Source organism: Silvania confinis (assembly GCF_025564085.1).
Taxonomy (GTDB): Bacteria; Pseudomonadota; Gammaproteobacteria; order Enterobacterales; family Enterobacteriaceae; genus Enterobacter; species Enterobacter confinis.
Map to the genome: position 1 here is coordinate 684,896 of NZ_JAMGZJ010000077.1, position 22,059 is coordinate 706,954.

Annotated in this window: 18 protein-coding genes; 9 read left to right on the forward strand and 9 right to left on the reverse strand. The window is 55.9% G+C overall.

Going from position 1 to position 22,059, the window contains the following annotated elements:
• Positions 1–105 precede the first annotated feature (105 nt).
• On the forward strand, positions 106–1,569 hold the full coding sequence (gene bepA, locus M8013_RS17230) for a beta-barrel assembly-enhancing protease (protein WP_271269004.1): 1,464 nt from the start codon (positions 106–108) through the stop codon (positions 1,567–1,569).
• Between the two features lie 12 nt (positions 1,570–1,581).
• Positions 1,582–1,938, forward strand: coding sequence for an arsenate reductase (glutaredoxin) (arsC, locus tag M8013_RS17235; protein ID WP_271269005.1), 357 nt, complete (start codon positions 1,582–1,584; stop codon positions 1,936–1,938).
• Positions 1,939–1,972: 34 nt separating this feature from the next.
• On the opposite strand, the gene M8013_RS17240 is transcribed toward arsC, so the two are convergent.
• From M8013_RS17240 to M8013_RS17255, 4 genes are all read right to left on the reverse strand, one after another.
• Positions 1,973–2,674, reverse strand: a complete 702-nt coding sequence (locus M8013_RS17240; RefSeq protein ID WP_271269107.1) for a DnaA inactivator Hda — start codon at positions 2,672–2,674, stop codon at positions 1,973–1,975.
• Between the two features lie 96 nt (positions 2,675–2,770).
• On the reverse strand, positions 2,771–4,060 hold the full coding sequence (gene uraA, locus M8013_RS17245) for a uracil permease (protein WP_271269006.1): 1,290 nt from the start codon (positions 4,058–4,060) through the stop codon (positions 2,771–2,773).
• 93 nt (positions 4,061–4,153) lie between these two features.
• Positions 4,154–4,780: a uracil phosphoribosyltransferase gene (upp, locus tag M8013_RS17250; RefSeq protein WP_271269007.1), complete on the reverse strand. Its 627-nt coding sequence runs from the start codon at positions 4,778–4,780 to the stop codon at positions 4,154–4,156.
• Between the two features lie 187 nt (positions 4,781–4,967).
• Positions 4,968–6,398 (reverse strand): 6-phospho-beta-glucosidase, encoded by a 1,431-nt coding sequence (locus M8013_RS17255; RefSeq protein ID WP_271269008.1) that lies wholly within the window; start codon positions 6,396–6,398, stop codon positions 4,968–4,970.
• A gap of 279 nt (positions 6,399–6,677) precedes the next feature.
• Here M8013_RS17255 and purM point away from each other — a divergent pair, with 279 nt between their 5' ends.
• The 4 genes from purM (at position 6,678) to ppx (ending at position 12,149) form a co-directional block, all read left to right on the forward strand.
• Positions 6,678–7,715: a phosphoribosylformylglycinamidine cyclo-ligase gene (purM, locus tag M8013_RS17260; RefSeq protein ID WP_271269009.1), complete on the forward strand. Its 1,038-nt coding sequence runs from the start codon at positions 6,678–6,680 to the stop codon at positions 7,713–7,715.
• Positions 7,712–8,353, forward strand: a complete 642-nt coding sequence (gene purN / locus M8013_RS17265; protein WP_271269010.1) for a phosphoribosylglycinamide formyltransferase — start codon at positions 7,712–7,714, stop codon at positions 8,351–8,353. The genes purM and purN overlap by 4 nt, the downstream gene beginning before the upstream one ends.
• Before the next feature lie 187 nt (positions 8,354–8,540).
• Complete coding sequence (gene ppk1 / locus M8013_RS17270) at positions 8,541–10,601, forward strand: polyphosphate kinase 1 (protein ID WP_271269011.1); 2,061 nt, start codon at positions 8,541–8,543, stop codon at positions 10,599–10,601.
• A gap of 3 nt (positions 10,602–10,604) precedes the next feature.
• Complete coding sequence (gene ppx / locus M8013_RS17275; protein WP_271269012.1) at positions 10,605–12,149, forward strand: exopolyphosphatase; 1,545 nt, start codon at positions 10,605–10,607, stop codon at positions 12,147–12,149.
• Positions 12,150–12,157: 8 nt separating this feature from the next.
• Here ppx and M8013_RS17280 read toward each other — a convergent pair whose 3' ends face one another.
• A complete protein-coding gene (locus M8013_RS17280) occupies positions 12,158–14,398 on the reverse strand; it encodes a sensor domain-containing phosphodiesterase (RefSeq protein WP_271269108.1) in 2,241 nt (746 codons plus the stop codon).
• Positions 14,399–14,745: 347 nt separating this feature from the next.
• Here M8013_RS17280 and M8013_RS17285 point away from each other — a divergent pair, with 347 nt between their 5' ends.
• On the forward strand, positions 14,746–14,952 hold the full coding sequence (locus tag M8013_RS17285; protein ID WP_271269013.1) for a YfgG family protein: 207 nt from the start codon (positions 14,746–14,748) through the stop codon (positions 14,950–14,952).
• A 24-nt stretch (positions 14,953–14,976) separates the two neighbouring features.
• On the opposite strand, the gene M8013_RS17290 is transcribed toward M8013_RS17285, so the two are convergent.
• Positions 14,977–15,861, reverse strand: coding sequence for a LysR family transcriptional regulator (locus M8013_RS17290; protein ID WP_271269109.1), 885 nt, complete (start codon positions 15,859–15,861; stop codon positions 14,977–14,979).
• Between the two features lie 98 nt (positions 15,862–15,959).
• On the opposite strand from M8013_RS17290, the gene M8013_RS17295 reads away from it, so the two are divergent.
• A complete protein-coding gene (locus M8013_RS17295) occupies positions 15,960–17,150 on the forward strand; it encodes an MFS transporter (protein WP_271269014.1) in 1,191 nt (396 codons plus the stop codon).
• Positions 17,151–17,164: 14 nt separating this feature from the next.
• On the opposite strand, the gene guaA is transcribed toward M8013_RS17295, so the two are convergent.
• Both guaA and guaB read right to left on the reverse strand, forming a co-directional pair.
• Complete coding sequence (guaA, locus tag M8013_RS17300; RefSeq protein ID WP_271269015.1) at positions 17,165–18,742, reverse strand: glutamine-hydrolyzing GMP synthase; 1,578 nt, start codon at positions 18,740–18,742, stop codon at positions 17,165–17,167.
• 62 nt (positions 18,743–18,804) lie between these two features.
• On the reverse strand, positions 18,805–20,271 hold the full coding sequence (gene guaB / locus M8013_RS17305; RefSeq protein ID WP_271269016.1) for an IMP dehydrogenase: 1,467 nt from the start codon (positions 20,269–20,271) through the stop codon (positions 18,805–18,807).
• A 159-nt stretch (positions 20,272–20,430) separates the two neighbouring features.
• Here guaB and xseA point away from each other — a divergent pair, with 159 nt between their 5' ends.
• Complete coding sequence (gene xseA, locus M8013_RS17310; protein WP_271269017.1) at positions 20,431–21,804, forward strand: exodeoxyribonuclease VII large subunit; 1,374 nt, start codon at positions 20,431–20,433, stop codon at positions 21,802–21,804.
• Here the strand turns inward: xseA and M8013_RS17315 are convergent.
• A complete protein-coding gene (locus M8013_RS17315; protein WP_271269018.1) occupies positions 21,801–22,016 on the reverse strand; it encodes a zinc ribbon domain-containing protein in 216 nt (71 codons plus the stop codon). The genes xseA and M8013_RS17315 overlap by 4 nt on opposite strands.
• Positions 22,017–22,059: the final 43 nt, after the last annotated feature.

Genomic DNA, 22,059 nt, shown 5'->3' on the forward strand with positions numbered 1-22,059 from the left:
ATGTTCTTATCGTCCTGACACGGCTACACTCGCAGAGCAGCAAGCGGTGAACGATATACAGGTTCATTGGTCAAAATAGCACACCCAAAAGACAGGACAGAGGTTATGTTCAGGCAGTTGAAAAAAACGCTGGTTGCGACGCTTATTGCTGCGCTGACCGCAGGCCAGATGATGCCTGCTTTCGCTGACTCTGCCGAATCATTGCCCGACATGGGCACCTCGGCAGGAAGCACGCTCTCCATTGGTCAGGAGATGCAGATGGGCGACTTTTATGTCCGTCAGCTGCGCGGCAGTGCGCCGCTGATTAACGACCCGCTGCTGGTGCAGTACATCAATTCGCTGGGGATGCGTCTGGTCTCGCATGCGGACTCGGTGAAAACCCCTTTTCACTTCTTTTTAATTAATAACGATGAAATCAACGCCTTCGCCTTCTTCGGCGGAAACGTGGTGCTGCATTCAGCGTTATTCCGCTATTCCGATAACGAAAGCCAGCTGGCATCGGTAATGGCGCACGAAATTTCTCACGTCACCCAGCGTCATCTGGCGCGCGCGATGGAAGATCAAAAGCGCAATGCGCCGCTCACCTGGGTTGGTGCGCTGGGCTCTATCCTGCTGGCAATGGCCAGTCCGCAGGCGGGGATGGCGGCGCTGACCGGTACCCTGGCAGGAACGCGTCAGGGGATGATCAGCTTTACCCAGCAAAACGAACAGGAAGCCGACCGTATCGGGATCCAGGTGCTGCAACGCTCCGGCTTCGATCCCCAGGCGATGCCAGGTTTCCTCGAGAAATTACTCGATCAGGCGCGCTATTCTTCGCGTCCGCCGGAGATTTTGCTCACCCACCCCCTGCCTGAAAGCCGTCTCTCTGACGCCCGCAACCGCGCAAACCAGATGCGCCCGGTGGTGGTGCAGTCCTCAGAAGACTTCTATATGGCGAAGGTCAGAATTCTGGGGATGTATAACTCGGGGCGCAATCAGCTCACCAACGATCTGCTCGATGGGTTGAACAAAGGCAACGTGCGTGAACAGCGCGCGGCGCAGTATGGCCGGGCACTGCAGGCAATGGAAACCAGCAACTACGCGGAAGCACGCAAACAGCTGCAGCCGCTGCTGACGGCAGAGCCGGGCAATGCCTGGTATCTCGACCTGGCGACCGATATCGATCTGGGGCAGAACAAGGCCCAGGATGCGATTAACCGTCTTAAAGGCGCCCGTGAGCTGCGCATTAATCCGGTGTTGCAGTTAAACCTGGCGAATGCTTACTTACAGGGTGGGCAGCCGCAGGATGCGACCACCATTCTCAACCGCTACACCTTTAGCAATAAAGATGATCCTAACGGCTGGGATCTGCTGGCCCAGGCAGAAGCCGCGCTGGGTCATCGCGATCAGGAGCTTGCCGCGCGCGCCGAAGGCTATGCCCTTGCCGGACGCCTTGATCAGGCTATTTCATTGCTGAGCAGCGCCAGTTCACAGGTGAAACTGGGTAGTCTGCAGCAGGCGCGCTACGATGCCCGCATCGATCAGCTGCGCCAGTTGCAGCTGCGCTATCGCCCGTACGAAAAGATGTAACAAGGAGAAGAGATGTCTGACGTCACGATCTACCATAACCCGCGCTGCTCAAAGAGCCGCGATACCCTGAGCCTGCTGAAATCCAACGGTATTGACCCGCAGGTGGTGCTTTATCTGGAGACGCCGCCCGATGCGCAGACCCTGCGCACGCTGCTGAGTCAGCTGGGAATGGTCAGTGCCAGAGAGTTAATGCGCCAGAAAGAGGATCTGTATACCTCACTGGGTCTGGATGACAGCCATCTCAGCGAAGATGAACTGATTCAGGCGATGGTCAACAATCCAAAGCTGATTGAGCGCCCGATTGTGGTGGCTAACGGCAAAGCGCGTATTGGACGGCCGCCTGAACAGGTGCTTGAGATTGTGAATTAAGCATGAAGTGGCCCGGCGGCGCGTGCTTGCCGGGCTACAGATTGAGCGTTTCTTTGACGAACGGGATAGTTAATTTTCGCTGTGCGGTAATAGAAGCTCGATCCAGCTGATCGAGGGTCACAAACAGAGTACGCATCTCGCGATCCAGACGTTTTAACAGAAAACGCCCCACGTCCTCCGGCAGTTCAAACCCGCGCAGTCGCGACCGCAGCTGCAATGCCTGCAGTTTATCTTCGTCAGAGAGCGGCTGTAATTTGTAGATTTGCCCCCAGTCGAGGCGTGAAGCCAGATCCGCCAGACCCAGATTAAGCTGACGCGGTGGACGGTCGCCGGTGATCAACAGCCGGGTTTTGCCCGATTCCAGAATGCGGTTATAGAGATCAAAAATCGCCATTTCCCACAGCTCATCACCCGCCACGCATTCGATATTGTCGATGCAAACCAGCGAAAGCTGTTCCATGCCATCAAGAACTTCCGGCACGAACCAGGTGCGTTTATCCAACGGCACATAACCCACCGCATCGCCGCGCCCGGACAGTTCGGCACAGGCTGCATGCAGCAAATGGCTGCGGCCCGCGCCTTCACGCGACCAGATGTAGATGTAACCGCTGTGATCCTGGCGCAACACGTTTTGCAGTGCAGCCAGTAGAGAGGGGTTATCACCCGGCCAGAAACTCGCGAAAGTCTCGTCGTCGGGAAGATAAAGTGGCAAAGAGAGCTGTGCCGGTGCGTTCAGAAATACCTCAACCAGGTCTTACTCGGAATCGGCACCGAGTTTAACACGTAACTCGCAGGGAGAGAAACCGGGCGGATCGGCCGCCCGGTTTAACGATCAATGCGAGGCTTTTTCGCTCTCTTCAGCGTCCAGCACCGTCTCTTCCGGGCGAAGAACGGAGATCAGCTTGAAGATCAGACTCAGGCTGATACCGACGATGGTCGCCAGCGCCATGCCTTTCAGCTCTGCGGCACCAATGTGTACCTTCGCGCCGCTGACGCCAATAATCAGGATCACCGAGGTGAGGATCAGGTTTTGCGCTTTGCTGTAATCCACTTTGGATTCGATCAGCACGCGGATACCGGATGCCCCAATCACGCCGTACAGCAGCAGAGACACACCGCCCATCACCGGAACCGGAATGATTTGAATGGCCGCCGCCAGCTTACCGACGCAGGAGAGCAGGATGGCGATAATCGCCGCCCCGCCGATAACCCAGGTGCTGTACACGCGGGTGATCGCCATAACGCCAATGTTCTCGCCGTAGGTGGTGTTTGGCGTGGAGCCAAAGAACCCGGAGATAATGGTTGAGAAGCCGTTGGCAAACATCGAGCGGTGCAGACCCGGGTCGCGGATCAGATCGCGCTTGACGATATTTGCCGTCACCACCAGGTGCCCGACGTGCTCGGCAATGACCACCAGCGCCGCAGGCAGAATGGTGAAGATCGCAAACCATTCGAAGCGCGGAGTATAGAAGGTCGGCAGCGCGAACCAGTGCGCCTGGGCGATTGGTGCGGTGTCCACTACGCCCATGGCGAAGGAGAGCGCATAGCCCGCCAGCACGCCAATCAGGATCGGGATAATGGCCATGAAGCCACGGAACAGCACCGAGCCAAAAACGGTCACGCCCAACGTCACCATCGAGATGATGATGGTTTTGGAATCCGGTACCTGGCCGTCGGCTGGCAGCAGACCCGCCATGCTCGCCGCAACGCCTGCCAACTCAAGACCGATAACGGCAACGATTGCGCCCATTGCCGCAGGCGGGAAAATCACGTCCAGCCAGCCGGTACCTGCTTTCTTGACGATAAACGCCACGATGCAGAACAGCACGCCGCACATAATAAATCCGCCCAGCGCCACTTCATATCCTAACGGCAACAGCAGCAGAACCGGGGAGATAAACGCAAAGCTGGAGCCCAGATAGGCCGGAATTTTCCCTTTACAAATGAAGAGATAAAGCAGCGTCCCGACTCCGTTAAACAGCAGCACGGTGGCCGGGTTAATGTGGAACAGGATTGGCACCAGCACGGTTGCGCCAAACATGGCGAACAGGTGCTGCAAACTAAGCGGGATTGTCTGTAAAAGCGGCGGTCTTTCACTCACCCCGATAGCACGGCGCGTCATAGTGTCTTCCTCAAGTGTTGTGTGTTTTTAGCGGTTGGTTTTTTATTCAAAAAAAAGCCGACTATCAAAGTCGGCTTCTTTTTTATTATTCAATTATTTGGTACCAAAAATCTTATCGCCGGCATCGCCGAGACCCGGGATGATGTACCCGTGCTCGTTCAGCCCCTGATCGACTGACGCGGTATACAATTCAACGTCCGGATGCGCTTTCTCCAGCGCGGCGAGGCCTTCTGGTGCCGCAACCAGTACCAGCACCTTGATGCTGGTGCAGCCTGCATTTTTCAGCAGGTCGATGGTGGCGATCATTGAACCACCGGTGGCAAGCATCGGGTCAACCACCAGCGCCATACGCTCATCGATGTTAGACACCAGCTTCTGGAAATACGGAACCGGCTCCAGCGTCTCTTCGTTACGGTAGATGCCGACCACGCTGATACGCGCGCTTGGCACGTGCTCCAGCACGCCTTCCATCATACCCAGGCCTGCACGCAGGATAGGCACAACGGTAATTTTTTTGCCTTTGATCTGCTCAACCTGCACCGGGCCGTTCCAGCCTTCGATGGTTACCGTTTCGGTTTCCAGGTCGGACGTCGCTTCATACGTCAGTAAGCTGCCAACTTCAGAGGCCAGTTCGCGAAAGCGCTTAGTGCTGATGTCATGCTCACGCATCAGGCCCAGCTTGTGTTTAACGAGTGGGTGTTTCACTTCCACAATCTTCATTCTCTTTCTCCTTCGGGTGGCAGCCACAAAAAAAATCGCCGGATTATACCGCTTTTTTCGGTATGCGCCATACCCATCTTGCTTGACGTCGATCAAGCAAAGTGTTTACAGGCCGACAGAGATTATAAAACAGACAAAAAAAACCGGAGGGGGAGCTCCGGTTTTGATAATAACTCTCGTCAGGCGATTAAAGCGATTCGCCGTTGCTGGCAATCACCTTCTGATACCAGGCAAACGACTTTTTCTTGCTGCGGTTCAGCGTGCCGTTACCTTCGTTGTCTTTGTCGACATAAATAAAGCCGTAGCGTTTTTTCATTTCGCCGGTGCCGGCAGAAACGAGGTCAATACACCCCCACGGGGTGTAACCCATCAGATCGACGCCGTCCTCTTCCACTGCTTTTTTCATCTCACTGATATGCGCGGCGAGATAATCAATGCGGTACTGGTCGTCAACCGTGCCGTCACTCTCCTGCACGTCGATGGCGCCAAAGCCGTTCTCGACAATAAACAGCGGCAGCTGATAGTGATCCCAGAACCAGTTCAGAGAGTAGCGCAGGCCCACCGGGTCAATCTGCCAGCCCCAGTCGGATTTCTGCACGTAAGGGTTTGATACGAGGCTTTTACTTTCGTCGTAATCCAGCTGCGGGTTGTCTGGCGTGGCTTTGGTCGCAAACGACATGTAATAACTGAAACCGATATAGTCCACACAGCCCTGCTTCAGCGCTGCGCGATCCTCTTCGGTGATATCCAGCTCAAAGCCGCGACGGGCAAAGTAGTTGAGCAGATGCTGCGGATACGCACCGCGCACGTGCACGTCAGTGAACCAGTAACGGCGGTGCATGGCGTTCATCGCCATCATGATGTCGTTCGGCGCACAGCTCAGCGGATAGATCGGGCACATCGCTATCATGCAGCCAATCTGCAGCGACGGGTTGATCTCACGTCCGGCTTTTACCGCCAACGCGCTGGCGACCAGCTCGTAGTGCGCCGCCTGGAACATCACCGGCTCACGATCTTCGCCCGGCTGATACTTCAACCCGGAGTTGGTGAACGGGGCGAAATCTTCGTGGAAGTTAGCCTGGTTGTTGATCTCGTTGAAGGTCATCCAGTACTTCACTTTGTGCTGGTAACGTTCAAACACCACGCTGGCAAAGCGCACAAAGAAGTCGATCAGCTTACGGTTGCGCCAGCCGCCGTACTCGCTGACCAGGTGATAAGGCATCTCAAAATGCGACAGGGTGATAACCGGCTCGATACCGTGCTTACGGCACTCATCAAACAGATCGTCGTAAAACTGTAGGCCTGCTTCGTTGGGCTGCTGTTCATCGCCCTTAGGGAAAATACGCGTCCAGGCAATCGAGGTGCGAAAACATTTAAAGCCCAGTTCGGCAAACAGCTGGAGGTCTTCTTTGTAGCGGTGATAGAAATCGATGGCATCGTGATTGGGGTAGTTTTTGCCCGGCAGCACGCCGTCGGTAATTTCGCGCGGGACGCCATGTGCGCCAGCGGTCATCACGTCCGCTACGCTCGCGCCCTTCCCACCCTCCTGCCAGCCGCCTTCAAGTTGATGCGCCGCTACTGCGCCGCCCCACAGAAAACCTTCTTTAAATCCTGACATGCGATATCCCTCATTCAGCGTTAATTATCGGCAAAAAAGAGTACAGAAACCGGTTTCAGTGGAATGATGTGCATTCATCACAAGGGTTGCAAGAATAAGAATGTACCCGGTTTCATTTTCGTGAACGGGTTCAAGTTTGTGCAGCCATTCCCGATTTGGTGCCCATTTTTAGCCGCGTTGTTTTCTGTTGCAGAATGGGCTCGCAAACGTTTGCCTGGACTGTTAGAATTGCGCCGATTTTTCTTACTATCGCAATGCAATCGCGTGGGGACTCGAGCCGTGACCAACAAAACTTCTCTCAGCTACAAAGATGCCGGTGTTGATATTGACGCAGGTAATGCGCTGGTCGACCGTATCAAAGGTGTGGTGAAAAAGACCCGCCGCCCGGAAGTGATGGGAGGTCTGGGAGGATTCGGCGCACTGTGTGCGCTGCCGCAAAAATATCGCGAACCGGTTCTGGTCTCGGGCACTGACGGCGTGGGCACCAAATTACGTCTGGCGATGGATCTGAAGCGCCACGACACCATCGGCGTTGATCTGGTTGCCATGTGCGTTAACGACCTGGTGGTTCAGGGCGCTGAGCCGCTGTTCTTCCTCGACTACTACGCGACCGGCAAGCTGGATGTGGATACCGCTGCCAGCGTGATCACCGGCATCGCCGAAGGCTGTCTGCAGTCCGGTTGTGCGTTGGTGGGCGGTGAAACCGCCGAAATGCCGGGGATGTACCACGGCGAAGACTACGACGTTGCCGGTTTCTGCGTCGGCGTGGTCGAAAAATCCGAAATTATCGACGGCAGCAAAGTGACCGACGGTGACGTGCTGATCGCGCTGGCTTCCAGCGGCCCGCACTCTAACGGCTATTCGCTGGTGCGCAAAATTGTTGAAGTGAGCGGCTGCGACCCGCTGACCACCGAGCTGGAAGGCAAACCGCTTGCCGATCACCTGCTCGAACCGACCCGCATCTATGTGAAATCGGTGCTGGATCTGATCGCCAACGTCGACGTTCACGCCATCGCCCACCTGACCGGCGGCGGTTTCTGGGAGAACATTCCGCGTGTATTACCGGATAACACCCAGGCCGTGATTGACGAATCCTCCTGGCAGTGGCCAGCAGTGTTTAACTGGCTGCAGGATGCCGGCAACGTCAGCGATCACGAAATGTATCGCACCTTCAACTGCGGCGTGGGGATGGTTATCGCCCTGCCTGCCAGTGAAGTTGAGAGCGCCCTCGCGCTGCTGAACGCGAAAGGTGAAAACGCGTGGAAAATCGGTACTATCAAAGCATCTGATTCCGAAGAGCGTGTGGTCATTGCATGAAAAATATTGTGGTGCTTATTTCCGGTAACGGAAGTAATTTGCAGGCCATCATTGATGCCTGCAAACAAAAGAAAATTAGCGGCACCATTCGTGCAGTATTCAGTAATAAGGCCGGTGCATTCGGCCTTGAACGCGCCCGCGAGGCCGGTATTGCCGCGCATGCGCTCGAAGCCTCCCAGTTTGTCAGCCGCGAAGCGTTTGACCGCGAGCTGGTGCAGGAGATCGACGCCTACGCGCCAGACGTGGTGGTGTTGGCCGGTTATATGCGGATCCTCAGCCCGGCGTTTGTCGCGCACTATGCCGGGCGTCTGTTGAATATCCACCCTTCCCTGTTGCCAAAATATCCCGGCCTGCACACCCACCGTCAGGTGCTGGAAAACGGCGATGAAGAGCACGGTACTTCCGTCCATTTCGTTACTGACGAACTGGACGGCGGCCCGGTGATCCTGCAGGCGAAGGTGCCGGTATTCGAAGGCGACAGCGAAGAGGACGTTACCGCCCGGGTGCAAACCCAGGAACATGCCATCTACCCGCTGGTGGTGGGCTGGTTTGTCGACGGACGGCTCGGGATGCGCGATGGCGCGGCCTGGCTGGATGACGTCCTTTTACCCCCGCAAGGCCACGCAGCAGAAGAGTAGTCTTTCACCCGGCGGCACTGCGCCGCCGGGCAATCCCTTACCTCATTCCAACTGATTAATAACCCTCATAAAATAATTTAACTGTCATACTTTTCTGACACAGTTGGACATATTGTGGAAATGCTCGCCATAATAAGGGCGAGACGGATTTACCACGTCCTGTGATTGAACTGGAGTGTGAGCAGTAATGGGTCAGGAAAAGTTATACATCGAGAAAGAGCTAAGCTGGTTAGCATTCAACGAGCGTGTACTTCAGGAAGCGGCTGACAAAAGCAACCCGCTGATTGAGCGCATGCGTTTTTTGGGTATCTACTCCAATAACCTGGATGAGTTCTATAAAGTTCGCTTCGCTGAACTTAAACGGCGCATCATTATTAGCGAAGAGCAGGGGTTAGTCTCGAATTCACGCCATTTGCTGGGCAAGATCCAGTCCCGCGTGCTGAAAGCCGATCAGGAATTCGACGGCCTGTATAATGAACTGCTGCTGGAGATGGCACGCAATCAAATCTTCCTGATTAACGAGCGTCAACTCTCCGTCAACCAACAGAGCTGGCTGCGCCACTACTTCAAGCACTATCTTCGCCAGCACATCACCCCGATTCTGATCAACCGCGAAACCGACCTGGTGCAGTTCCTGAAGGATGATTACACCTATCTGGCGGTCGAGATTATCCGCGGCGACAGCATTCGCTACGCTCTGCTGGAGATCCCTTCGGATAAAGTGCCGCGCTTCGTCAACCTGCCGCCAGAAACGCCGCGTCGCCGCAAGCCAATGATCCTGCTGGATAACATTCTGCGCTACTGCCTGGATGATATCTTCCAGGGCTTCTTCGATTACGATGCGTTGAACGCATACTCGATGAAGATGACCCGTGACGCCGAGTACGACCTGGTGCACGAGATGGAAGCCAGCCTGATGGAGCTGATGTCGTCGAGCCTGAAGCAGCGCCTGACCGCCGAGCCAGTCCGCTTTGTTTATCAGCGCGATATGCCAGATGCGATGGTTGAGATGCTGCGTGAAAAGCTGAACATCTCGCGCTATGACTCCATCGTGCCGGGCGGTCGTTATCACAACTTTAAAGATTTTATTGGCTTCCCGAACGTGGGCAAAGCCAACCTGGTGAACAAGCCGCTGCCGCGCCTGCGCCATATTTGGTTCGATAAGTTCCGCAACGGTTTTGACGCGATTCGTGAGCGCGATGTCCTGCTCTACTATCCGTACCACACCTTCGAGCACGTCCTGGAACTGATGCGTCAGGCATCGTTCGATCCCAACGTGCTGGCGATCAAAATTAATATCTACCGCGTGGCGAAAGATTCACGCATCATCGATGCCATGATCCATGCCGCGCATAACGGCAAGAAAGTGACCGTGGTGGTAGAGCTGCAGGCTCGCTTTGATGAAGCAGCGAACATCCACTGGGCTCGCCGTCTGACTGAATCGGGCGTGCATGTTATCTTCTCCGCGCCAGGGCTGAAAATCCACGCCAAGCTGTTCCTTATCTCTCGTAAAGAGGGCGAGGATGTGGTGCGTTACGCCCACATCGGCACCGGTAACTTTAATGAAAAGACGGCGCGCATTTATACCGACTACTCGCTGCTCACCGCCGATGCGCGGATCACCAACGAGGTGCGCCGGGTGTTTAACTTTATCGAGAACCCGTATCGCCCGGTCAGCTTCGACTACCTGCTGGTTTCTCCGCAGAACTCGCGCCGCCTGCTGTACGATATGATCGATAAAGAGATCGCCAATGCGCAAAACGGCCGCCCAGCCGGGATCACGCTGAAGATCAACAACCTGGTGGATAAAGGGCTGGTCGATCGTCTGTATGCGGCCTCCAGCTCCGGCGTCATCGTCAATCTCCTGATCCGCGGCATGTGTTCCTTGATCCCCGATCTTGAGGGCATCAGTGAAAATATTCGCGTCATCAGCATCGTTGACCGTTATCTTGAGCACGATCGGATCTATATTTTTGAGAACGGCGGCGATAAGCGAGTGTATCTCTCTTCCGCCGACTGGATGACGCGTAATATAGACTACCGAATTGAAGTGGCGGCGCCGCTACTCGATCCGCGCCTTAAACAACAAGTTCTTGATATTGTTGATTTACTGTTAAGCGACACCGTGAAAGCACGCTATGTCGATAAAGAACTGAGTAACCGCTATGTGCCGCGCGGCAATCGCCGTAAAGTGCGCGCGCAGCTGGCGATTTACGACTATATCAAATCACTCGAGCAACCCGATTAACCTATGCCGATAAACGACGATAAGACCCCACGACCGCAGGAGTTTGCCGCGGTCGACCTTGGTTCTAACAGCTTCCACATGGTCATTGCCCGTGAAGTGGATGGCGCAATGCAGATCATCGGTCGTCTGAAGCAGCGCGTCCATCTGGCCGATGGACTGGGCGCAGACAACATGCTCAGTGAAGAAGCAATGGAGCGCGGGCTGAGCTGCCTGTCGCTGTTTGCCGAACGCCTGCAGGGTTTCACCCCGTCAAGCGTCTGCATTGTCGGCACCCATACGCTTCGCCAGGCATCGAACGCGACAGAATTCCTGAAACGCGCAGAAAAAGTGATCCCCTATCCTATCGAGATCATTTCGGGTAACGAAGAAGCACGTTTGATTTTTATGGGCGTGGAACATACCCAGCCGGAAAAAGGCCGTAAGCTGGTGATCGATATCGGCGGTGGATCCACCGAGCTGGTGATTGGTGAAAACTTTGAACCGCATCTGGTCGAAAGCCGTCGGATGGGCTGCGTTAGCTTTGCTCAGATCTACTTCCCTGGCGGCGCCATCACCCGCGAGAACTTCCAACGCGCGCGCATGGCAGCAGTACAAAAGCTGGAAACGCTCGCCTGGCAGTATCGTCTGCAGGGCTGGAACGTGGCGCTCGGCGCCTCCGGTACTATTAAAGCAGCGCATGAAGTGCTGGTTGAGATGGGCGAAAAAGACGGCTTTATTACCCCGGAACGTCTGACGATGCTGGTGGAAGAGGTGCTCAAGCATAAAAGCTTTGACGCCCTGAGCCTGCCGGGACTGTCAGAAGAGCGCAAGGCGGTGTTTGTGCCAGGGCTGGCGATCCTCTGCGGCGTGTTTGATGCGCTGGCTATTCGCGAGCTGCGTCTGTCTGACGGTGCCCTGCGCGAAGGCGTGCTGTATGAGATGGAAGGTCGTTTCCGTCATCAGGATATTCGCAGCCGTACCGCACAGAGCCTGGCTAACCAGTACAACATCGACCGCGAGCAGGCGAAGCGCGTGCTGGAAACCACCACCCATATTTACGATCAGTGGGAGGCCCAGAATCCGAAACTGGCGCATCCGCAGCTGGCCGCGTTACTCAAATGGGCGGCGATGCTGCATGAAGTCGGGCTGAACATCAATCACAGCGGAATGCACCGCCACTCGGCGTATATTCTGCAAAACAGCGATCTACCGGGCTTTAATCAGGAACAGCAAACGATGATGGCCTCGCTGGTGCGCTACCACCGTAAAGCCGTCAAGCTGGACGACATGCCGCGCTTTACGCTGTTCAAGAAAAAACAGTTTATGCCGCTGATCCAGCTGCTGCGCCTGGGCGTGCTGCTGAACAACCAGCGTCAGGCGACGACTACCCCGCCAACTCTGACGCTGACCACGGATGATAACCACTGGACCCTCAGCTTCCCGCACGACTGGTTCAGCCAGAACGCGCTGGTATTGCTGGATCTGGAAAGAGAACAGCAGTTCTGGAGCGCCGTCACTGGCTGGTGCTTAAAAATTGAAGAAGAGCGTTCCCCGGACGTGGCCGCATAGCCTCATACTCAGGCGCTCTTATTGAGCGCCTCATTTTTTAGCAACGTGTTCAGCGGTTCCGGTTTACCAATCAAATACCCCTGCAGGTAATCAATCCCCAGCGCCAGTACAGCGGTGCGGATCTCTTCGCTTTCGACATATTCCGCCACCACCTGCATTTTCTTCATCCGCGCCAGATGGCAAATCGAGGCCACAATCTGGTAATCCAGGCTGTTACTGACAATGTTACGAATAAAGCTGCCGTCGATTTTGAGGATATCTGCATCCACGCTTTTCAGGCGCGCATAGCTTGCATAGCCGGTACCAAAATCGTCAATCGCGATGCGACATCCCATCTGCTGCAATTGATTGACCGTCTGATTCGCCAGCCCGGCGTTGCCAAAACTGCTGCTCTCGGTGATTTCAAAAACCAGCTGCCAGGTTTCAACTGCATACTTGTGTAACAGGCGGTTGACCTCCAGCGGCAGCTGCGCCCGACAGACGGAAGTGGGCGAAAGATTGATGGCAAAGCGCAGCGCTGGCAGGGTCTCGCGATTGTCAGCCATAAACTTTAGCGTCGTTTCCAGTACCCACAGATCAATGCGCGACGAGAGGCCAAACTCTTGCGCCACGGGCAAAAACGTATCGGGCGAAATCAACTCCCCATCATCATTTTGCAGGCGGATCAGCACCTCATAATAGTTATCGCCCCGCACACCCAGCACCCGCTGAGCCATCAGGGTAAATTCGTCCTTTTCCAGCGCTTGCTGCAGGCGATTCATCATCGCCACTTTATCTTTAAGGCCGCGCTGCAGATTTATGGCGCCCCGCTGCAGCAGGTTTTCCGGATGATTCGTCGACAGAGAGAGATCCGCAATCGTACTCAGTTCGCCCAGCAGCAGATAAAGGTGCACCACGGGAGAGGTGACATAGCAGTAGCTCACCCCCACCTGCGGCTGGAGCGGCATCCCGTCCCAGTAAAAGCGGAAGTTTTTAATGTGCTGATCCAGTTCATCCATTCGCGACTGATGCGCTTCGGTATTCAGCCGCAGCACCAGGTCGTGCCCTGAAAGCTGGTATACGCACTCGTCAGGCTGTAAATAGTCGTTCAGCCACGCTGCCAGCTTCTGCTTATACTGGATACGCAGCAGTACGCCATAGTTGCGCCCAAGCACCTCCAGCTCCGGGATGCGTAAGAAACAGAGCACCGACCACGGCTTTTTGCCCAACGCACGGCTGAGGGCGCGCAGGTTCGGCATATGCACCACCGGGTCAAGAAACGCCAGCCGGCTGGCGCGCTGGGTGATTGCCCGCTGACGCGTCGCCAGCACCGCCATGTAGACCACCACGAAGGTGAAAACCAGATAGCTCGATGAGGTAATGGCGAGCTGCATGTCATAGCCCTGAGTCCAGGGAATATAACGGTAGAAGTAGTTGATGGCGATAATCAGCACCGGCGTCCAGATGAGCGACATCAGCCGGTAGCCATAGCGCATCGACCCCCAGAGCATCACCGGCATCAGGAGCGACAACGTATAGTTGGTGCTAAAGATGGTGCTGTTCTCGTTAATTGGCCACAGCAGCAAGGCCAGCAGCGCGCCGTTGACCAGCATCCAGACGACAATTTCGATAATCGTGACCTTGCGGTCTATCTGGATCAGGATCTGTGACAGCAGGCTGCGCAGATAGCGAGGATGGCGGATGATACGGATCAGCAGATAGCAAAACGGCACGCCGGTCAGACACCCGACCAACAATCCCTGATAGTTGATTAACGCACGGATACCCGGTTCACTGATGCCCGCCAGATTAAAGCGTTTTTCGTAGACACCCAGATAAACGGCAAACTGGAACAGCAGCAGAAAAAGGGTCGCCGGGCAGAGCATCTGCCAGATCAAGCGTTGCGCCATCAGCTGCCCGTCACCGTAGGAGATCATATTGCGTCGTGGGGAAAAGACCCGGTATCCCCCCCAACTGAGGATTATCGGGATCAGAAAGTGGCCGATCGCCACCGCCGTTTCGTAACCGCCAAGCGTGGGAAAATAGTGCAGGAAGAGCGCAATAATGATGCCGGGAACCGCCGCCATTCCGAAGAACAGCATCAGCGACAATAGCAGCGCCAGCGGCATGTAATACAGCACCACCAGACTTCCCTGAACCTGAGTGTAGGTGGTGGCAATGTGCGCCAGCGGTAACATAACGCCAGGCAGGATCAGCGGAAGTGCCCACCAGCGATCTTTATGTTTTTGGTAGAACGATAAGATAGTCATAGATGCCATAGTTAACCCACTCATCCAGGGGTAGTTCAGACAGGCATCCAACCTGACAACGTTGCCGTGCAGACGTAATACGGATTACACGAAGTGGAGCAAAGATTTTAGTGAGCAACGGCTGGCAACAGTTGACTTAAATCAAACATATTAATAACGAGAAAAGATAATTACATTTTTTAACCATACTTTTGTGCTAATTATCAATGGCGTAAATATTCTAATTATTATACATAACATTAAACTCATTAATCGTTGACGGAATTTTACATTACGAATAATTGACCCCTGTGCGCCCGTGTGCCTTAATGAGCCCATCGCCCGCAGGGCATTTCAGGAAATCCACAGTGAGTCAGGCCACACGTATGCGCAAACGACATCGGTTTAACACTCGAATGACGCGTATCATACTGCTAATCAGTTTATTCTTTTTCCTTGGCCGTTTTGTCTATTCCTCTATCGGCGCCTGGTATCACCATCAGGAAAAAAAACAGGCTCAACAGTCCGGCCTGTCTGTCGATTATGTCGAACCTTCCTCGCCGAAAATTAATTAGTGCATGAGTCATTAACCCATTCAATTAGCTGAGATTCTGTAAAAGTCGAATCACTTCTCCGATGCCCTTGCTCAAAATTTTATCCTGCCGCATCACTATCGCCAACTGACGCTGTAAAACCGGTGTAAGCGAACGCACGCACAATCCCTGGCGATCCTGCTCGCTGCTGACGGCCATCCGGGGAATAATGCTGTAGCCCAGCCCGACGCACACCATGCGTTTAATGGCTTCGATACTGCCTGACTGCATGATCGGAACGGCCTGCACGCCGCTGGCCTGAAACCAGCCGTCGATCATCAGTCGGGTGCTGCTGCCGGCACTGAACGCGATAAAGGGCTGTTGGTACAGATTCTCGGCGGTCAGCGTCGTGAACTGCTCCTGCTGATCCTCTGCGACGATAAACACAAACTCTTCCTCCAGCACGGGCGTAATCGCCAGCGCAGGCCCGGCGGCAGGTAACGTCACCAGCCCGAGATCGAGGCGGTTCTCCTCGATCGCACGGACAATATCAAGGGTATTGCCGGTCGTAACGCCTATCCTTAGCAGAGGGTGATCCTGACGAAGCTGCTGCAACAGCGGCGGTAAAAGATGGATGCAGGCCGTCGCCCCCATGCCGATCGCGAGCGTTCCGCTCACCTCATCACTGAACCCGGCCACCGTACGGATCGCTTCATCTACCGCCTGCTCAATTCGCTCGCCGTGCGTCACCAGCGCCAGCCCGGCGGCCGTGGCTTTGATCCCCCGCCCGGTGCGCTCGATTAAACGCGCCTGCAAAAATTGCTCCAGCTGACGGATCTGCAAACTGACCGCCGGCTGCGAAAGCCCCAGCACATCCGCAGCCGCCGAAAAACTCCCCCGCTGAACGACCAACCGAAAGGTCGCCAGATGTCCCAGATTGAGCGTCGTCATCGCAAAGTTTCTCTTATAGGAGTCATAAACATACAGGCCTGCCAGCACCATACCGCGCAGGCTATGCTCAGGACAACTCTCTAACGGAATGAAAAATAATGACATCCCCGGTCCTGACACGCGCGATCCCCTTTACTCTCGGCTGTAATCAGCTTATCAACTGGGGGATTTCATTTTATATGCCGGGCACATTGGCCCGCGCGCTGGCGGCCGACACGGGCTGGTCGTCACCTGAAATCTATTCTGGCCTGACGCTCGCCATGCTGGTAATGGCCGCCCTCTCCCCGCTTGTCGCACACTTACTGGCACTTATCGGCGGGCAGCGCACGGTGATGATCGGTACGCTGCTGATTGCTACCAGCTGCGTGGCGATGGCGTATTGTCAGTCGCTGGTGGGCTGGTATCTCGCCTGGGCAGTAACCGGGATCGGCATGCGCCTGTCGCTGTATGACGCGCTGTTCGCCGCGCTGGTCAATCTCTACGGTCAGCAGGCGCGACGGACAATTTCCCGCGTGACGCTGGCGGGCGGGCTGGCCTCGGTGGTGTTCTGGCCGCTGGGCGAAGCGCTGCTGACGCTGATGAGCTGGCGTGAGGCGCTGCTGGTCTATGCCCTGTTTGGTTTGCTAAGCGCGGCGCTGACCCGCTCGCTGCCTAACCAGACCCTTCCGGCAGTGAGTAAGCACCAACCCACTGCGCCTGTCGGGGTCAAAACCCGGCGTAACGGCTGGCTGTATGCGGCGTTTATCGCGCTGATCACCTTTGTCTCTAACGGCACCTCCACGCACCTGCCGGAGTTTATCGCAAGCGTTGGTCTGCCGGTGGCCATCGGTATGTTGTGGGGAATTGGGCAAACGGGGGCTCGTTTTCTGGAAGTAGTGGCAGGCAACGGACTCACGCCGCTGCGCCTGGCCCTCGTCACAGCCCTGGCGATGCCGGTCTGTTTTTTGCTCGGCCTGAGCAGCTCGTTTTACCTCTGGTCGGCAGCCGGTTTTGTACTCGGCTATGGGGCGATAAACGGGCTGGTGACGATAGTCAAAGCCACCCTGCCATTACAGCTGTTTGCGCCGGAAGAGTACGCGAAGCGCACCGGGGTATTACTGATCCCCGCTCAGTTGATGGCCGCAGCTTCCCCGCTGGCGTATGCATGGTTGAACCGGATATCAGGAACGATTGGCGCGATGTGGGTATCGTGGGGGCTGACGCTGGTGATTGCCGGACTGGCGGTGATGCTGTGGATGGGGCAGCGGGAAACAAAAAAGCCCCCGGAAGGATCCGAGGGCTTTATTTAACGGTCAGAGGGAGGTTATTCCCACTCGATCGTCGCAGGTGGCTTACCGCTGATGTCATACACGACACGCGAGATGCCGTTGACTTCATTGATGATGCGGTTAGACACGCGGCCTAAGAAGTCGTACGGCAGGTGCGCCCAGTGGGCAGTCATAAAGTCGATGGTCTCGACGGCACGCAGGGAGACAACCCAGTCGTACTTGCGGCCATCGCCCATCACGCCCACAGAACGGACCGGCAGGAACACGGTGAACGCCTGGCTCACTTTGTTGTACAGGTCGGCTTTGTGCAGCTCTTCAATGAAGATCGCGTCCGCACGACGCAGCAGGTCGCAGTACTCTTTCTTCACTTCGCCCAGCACGCGCACGCCCAGACCTGGACCCGGGAACGGGTGGCGGTACAGCATGTCGTACGGCAGACCCAGTTCCAGACCGATCTTACGCACTTCGTCTTTGAACAGCTCACGCAGCGGTTCAACCAGGCCCATCTTCATCTCTTTCGGCAGGCCGCCCACGTTGTGGTGAGATTTGATGACGTGCGCTTTACCGGTCGCGGATGCCGCCGATTCAATCACGTCAGGATAGATGGTGCCCTGTGCCAGCCACTTCACGTCCTGCAGACGCAGCGCCTGCTCGTCGAACACTTCGACGAACACGCGACCGATGATTTTACGCTTGGCTTCCGGATCGTTCTCGCCTGCCAGCGCAGTCAGGAAACGCTCTTCGCCTTCAACGTGAACGATGTTCAGACCGAAGTGGTCGCCGAACATGTCCATCACCTGCTCCGCTTCGTTCAGACGCAGCAGACCGTTATCCACGAAGACGCAGGTCAGGTTTTTACCGATGGCACGGTGCAGCAACATCGCGGTCACGGAGGAGTCAACGCCGCCGGACAGGCCGAGGATGACTTTATCGTCACCGACCTGCTGACGAATACGCTCGATGGCGTCGTCGATGATTTTTGCCGGGGTCCACAGCGCTTCGCACTGGCAAATGTCACGCACAAAGCGATCCAGCATGCGCATACCCTGACGGGTGTGGGTTACTTCCGGGTGGAACTGCACGCCGTAGAAGCGTTTCTCTTCGTTGGCCATAATCGCAAACGGGCAGGTCTCGGTGCTGGCGACGGTGACAAAGTCGGACGGGATAGCCGTCACTTTATCGCCATGGCTCATCCACACGTCGAGCAACGGTTTGCCGTCGGCGGTCAGGGAATCTTCGATACCGCGGATCAGGGCGCTGTCGGTCTGCACTTCGACCTGTGCATAGCCAAATTCACGTTCGTTAGAGGCTTCAACGTGGCCACCCAGCTGCATCGCCATGGTCTGCATACCGTAGCAGACGCCGAATACCGGAACACCGGCTTCGAACACATACTGCGGCGCGCGCGGGCTGTTGTTCTCGGTGGTGCTTTCCGGGCCACCGGAAAGAATAATGCCGCTTGGGTTGAATTCGCGAATTTGTGCTTCCGTGACATCCCATGCCCACAGCTCGCAATAAACGCCGAGTTCACGTACGCGACGTGCAACCAGCTGAGTGTACTGCGAACCAAAATCGAGGATAAGAATGCGATGTTTATGAATATTTTCCGTCATTGACGCTAATTCCGAGGCAAGTGAAACAAAATCGCCCGGCATGAAGCCGGGCGTGGAAATTATCAGGAGCCCATGCGGTAGTTCGGGGACTCTTTGGTGATGGTCACGTCGTGGACGTGACTTTCCTGAATACCCGCACCGCTGATACGTACGAATTCCGCCTTAGTACGCAGCAGGTCGATGGTACCACAGCCGGTCAGACCCATACAGGAACGCAGGCCGCCCATCTGCTGGTGAATGATCTCTTTCAGGTAGCCTTTATAGGCCACACGACCCTCGATCCCTTCCGGTACCAGTTTGTCAGCTGCGTTATCGGTCTGGAAGTAACGGTCAGACGACCCTTTGGACATCGCGCCCAGCGAGCCCATCCCACGATAGGATTTGTAAGAACGGCCCTGGAACAGTTCGATCTCGCCCGGGGACTCTTCGGTACCGGCCAGCATGGATCCGACCATCACCGCTGCCGCACCGGCAGCAATCGCTTTAGCGATGTCACCTGAGAAGCGGATACCGCCATCGGCGATAACCGGAATACCTGTGCCTTCCAGCGCTTCAACCGCGTCGGACACTGCGGTGATCTGTGGAACGCCCACGCCGGTCACGATACGGGTGGTACAGATGGAGCCAGGACCGATACCGACTTTCACCGCGCTGCAGCCGGCTTCTGCCAGCGCGCGCGCGCCGGAGCCCGTCGCCACGTTGCCGCCGATGATTTGCAGATCCGGGTATTTAGCACGGGTTTCACGAATGCGTTGCAGCACGCCTTCGGAATGGCCGTGAGAGGAGTCGATCAGCAGTACGTCAACGCCTGCGGCAACCAGCGCATCAACGCGCTCTTCGTTGCCCGCACCTGCGCCAACCGCCGCACCGACGCGCAGACTGCCATGCTCGTCTTTACAGGCGTTCGGTTTACGTTCTGCTTTCTGGAAATCTTTAACGGTGATCATGCCGCGCAGGTGGAAGCCGCTGTCGACAACCAGTGCCTTTTCAACGCGCTTTTCGTGCATCTTCGCGAAGACCACGTCGCGGGATTCACCTTCACGTACGGTCACCAGACGCTCTTTTGGGGTCATGTAGACGCTAACCGGCTGGCTGAGGTCGGTAACGAAACGCACGTCACGGCCGGTAATGATGCCCACCAGTTCGTTATCCGCAGTCACAACCGGGTAGCCTGCAAAGCCGTTACGCTCGGTCAGGGCTTTCACTTCCTGCAGCGTGGTGGTTGGCAGAACGGTTTGCGGGTCGGAAACGATGCCAGATTCATGCTTCTTCACGCGGCGAACTTCTTCCGCCTGGCGCTCGATAGACATGTTTTTATGGATAAAGCCAATGCCGCCTTCCTGCGCCAGAGCGATAGCCAGACGCGCTTCAGTCACGGTGTCCATTGCCGCGGAGAGCATAGGAATGTTCAAACGAATGGTTTTAGTCAACTGGGTGCTGAGATCGGCAGTATTCGGCAGAACGGTGGAATGAGCTGGAACAAGGAGGACGTCGTCAAACGTCAGTGCTTCTTTAGCGATACGTAGCATGGGCAATATCTCTGACCTGGGTGGTTAAATATTGCCGTGGCATTATACAGAGCGTAACCGATTGCATCTACACTTTTTTATAAAAAATGCTTGCGATTGCCTCTCATCAGGTTACTATCGACTGAATAACTTGCTGATTTAGAATTTGATCCCGCTCACATGTTATCCTCTCAGACCCCCTCAATTTTTACCGTTAGCCGCCTTAATCAAACGGTTCGTTTGCTGCTCGAGCAGGAAATGGGACAGGTTTGGATCAGCGGTGAAATTTCTAATTTCACGCAGCCGTCGTCCGGCCATTGGTATTTTACGCTGAAGGATGACAACGCCCAGGTGCGCTGCGCGATGTTCCGCAACAGCAACCGCCGGGTGACATTCCGCCCTCAGCACGGGCAGCAGGTGCTGGTTCGCGCCAATATTACCCTGTACGAGCCGCGCGGTGATTATCAAATCATTGTCGAGAGCATGCAGCCCGCGGGTGAAGGCCTGCTACAGCAGAAATACGAGCAGCTTAAAACAGCGCTGGCCGCCGAGGGCCTTTTCGATCAGCAGTTCAAAAAACCCCTTCCCTCGCCTGCCCGCTGCATCGGAGTGATCACCTCCAGAACCGGTGCCGCGCTGCATGACATTCTGCACGTGCTGAAACGCCGCGACCCTTCCCTGCCGATCATTATTTATCCGACGGCAGTTCAGGGCGATGACGCACCGGGGCAAATCGTGCGCGCCATTGCGCTGGCTAACGCCCGCAAGGAGTGTGATGTGCTGATCGTCGGACGCGGTGGCGGCTCGCTGGAGGATCTGTGGAGTTTTAATGATGAGCGCGTGGCGAGAGCGATTTTCGCTAGCCTCATTCCGGTCGTCAGCGCCGTCGGGCACGAAACAGACGTTACCATCGCCGATTTTGTTGCCGACCTGCGCGCGCCTACTCCATCAGCCGCCGCCGAAGTGGTGAGCCGCAACCAACAGGAGCTGCTGCGTCAGATTCAGAACGGTCAGCAGCGCCTCGAAATGGCGATGGATTACTTTCTGGCCAACCGCACGCGGCGCTTTACCCAGCTCCACCATCGCCTGCAGCAGCAACATCCCCAGTTGCGTCTGGCACGCCAGCAAACCGTGCTGGAACGTCTGCGCCAGCGGATGAACCTGGCGGTGGATGCTCAGCTTAAGCGGGCGGGGCAGCGCCAGCAGCGTACGACCCAGCGCCTGAATCAGCACAACCCGCAGCCGCGTATTTATCGCGCACAAACGCGGATCCAGCAGCTGGAGTATCGTCTTGCCGATAACCTGCGTGCGCGACTTGGTGCCACGCGCGAGCGTTTTGGTAATGCGGTCACCCATCTGGAAGCCGTCAGCCCGCTCTCGACGCTGGCACGCGGCTACAGCGTCACTACCGCCACCGACGGCAGCGTGCTGAAACAGACCAAACAGGTTAAAGCCGGGGATGTGCTCACCACCCGGCTGGCCGACGGCTGGGTCGAGAGTGAAGTAAAAGGCGTCACCCCCGCCAAAAAAACGCGCAAGAAAAAGCCGGTCTAAACCGGCACAAATTCCACGCGTTTTTTCGAAATCAATCCGTGGCCGTTCTGGCAAAAGTAATCGACTGCACCGCAGGCTTTTAATACCTGGAGTGGCTTATGGCACTCCGGGCAGCGCGGCTCAAGCGGAAGGTCCTTATTGCAGGTCTCGCAGTGTGCCAGTCCGTTTTGCGCTACCAGCGGTGCCTGACAGTCCGGGCAAGTAATCGACATGGTGACTCCTTTTCTGCAAATTGATGAATACGATAATTTTACA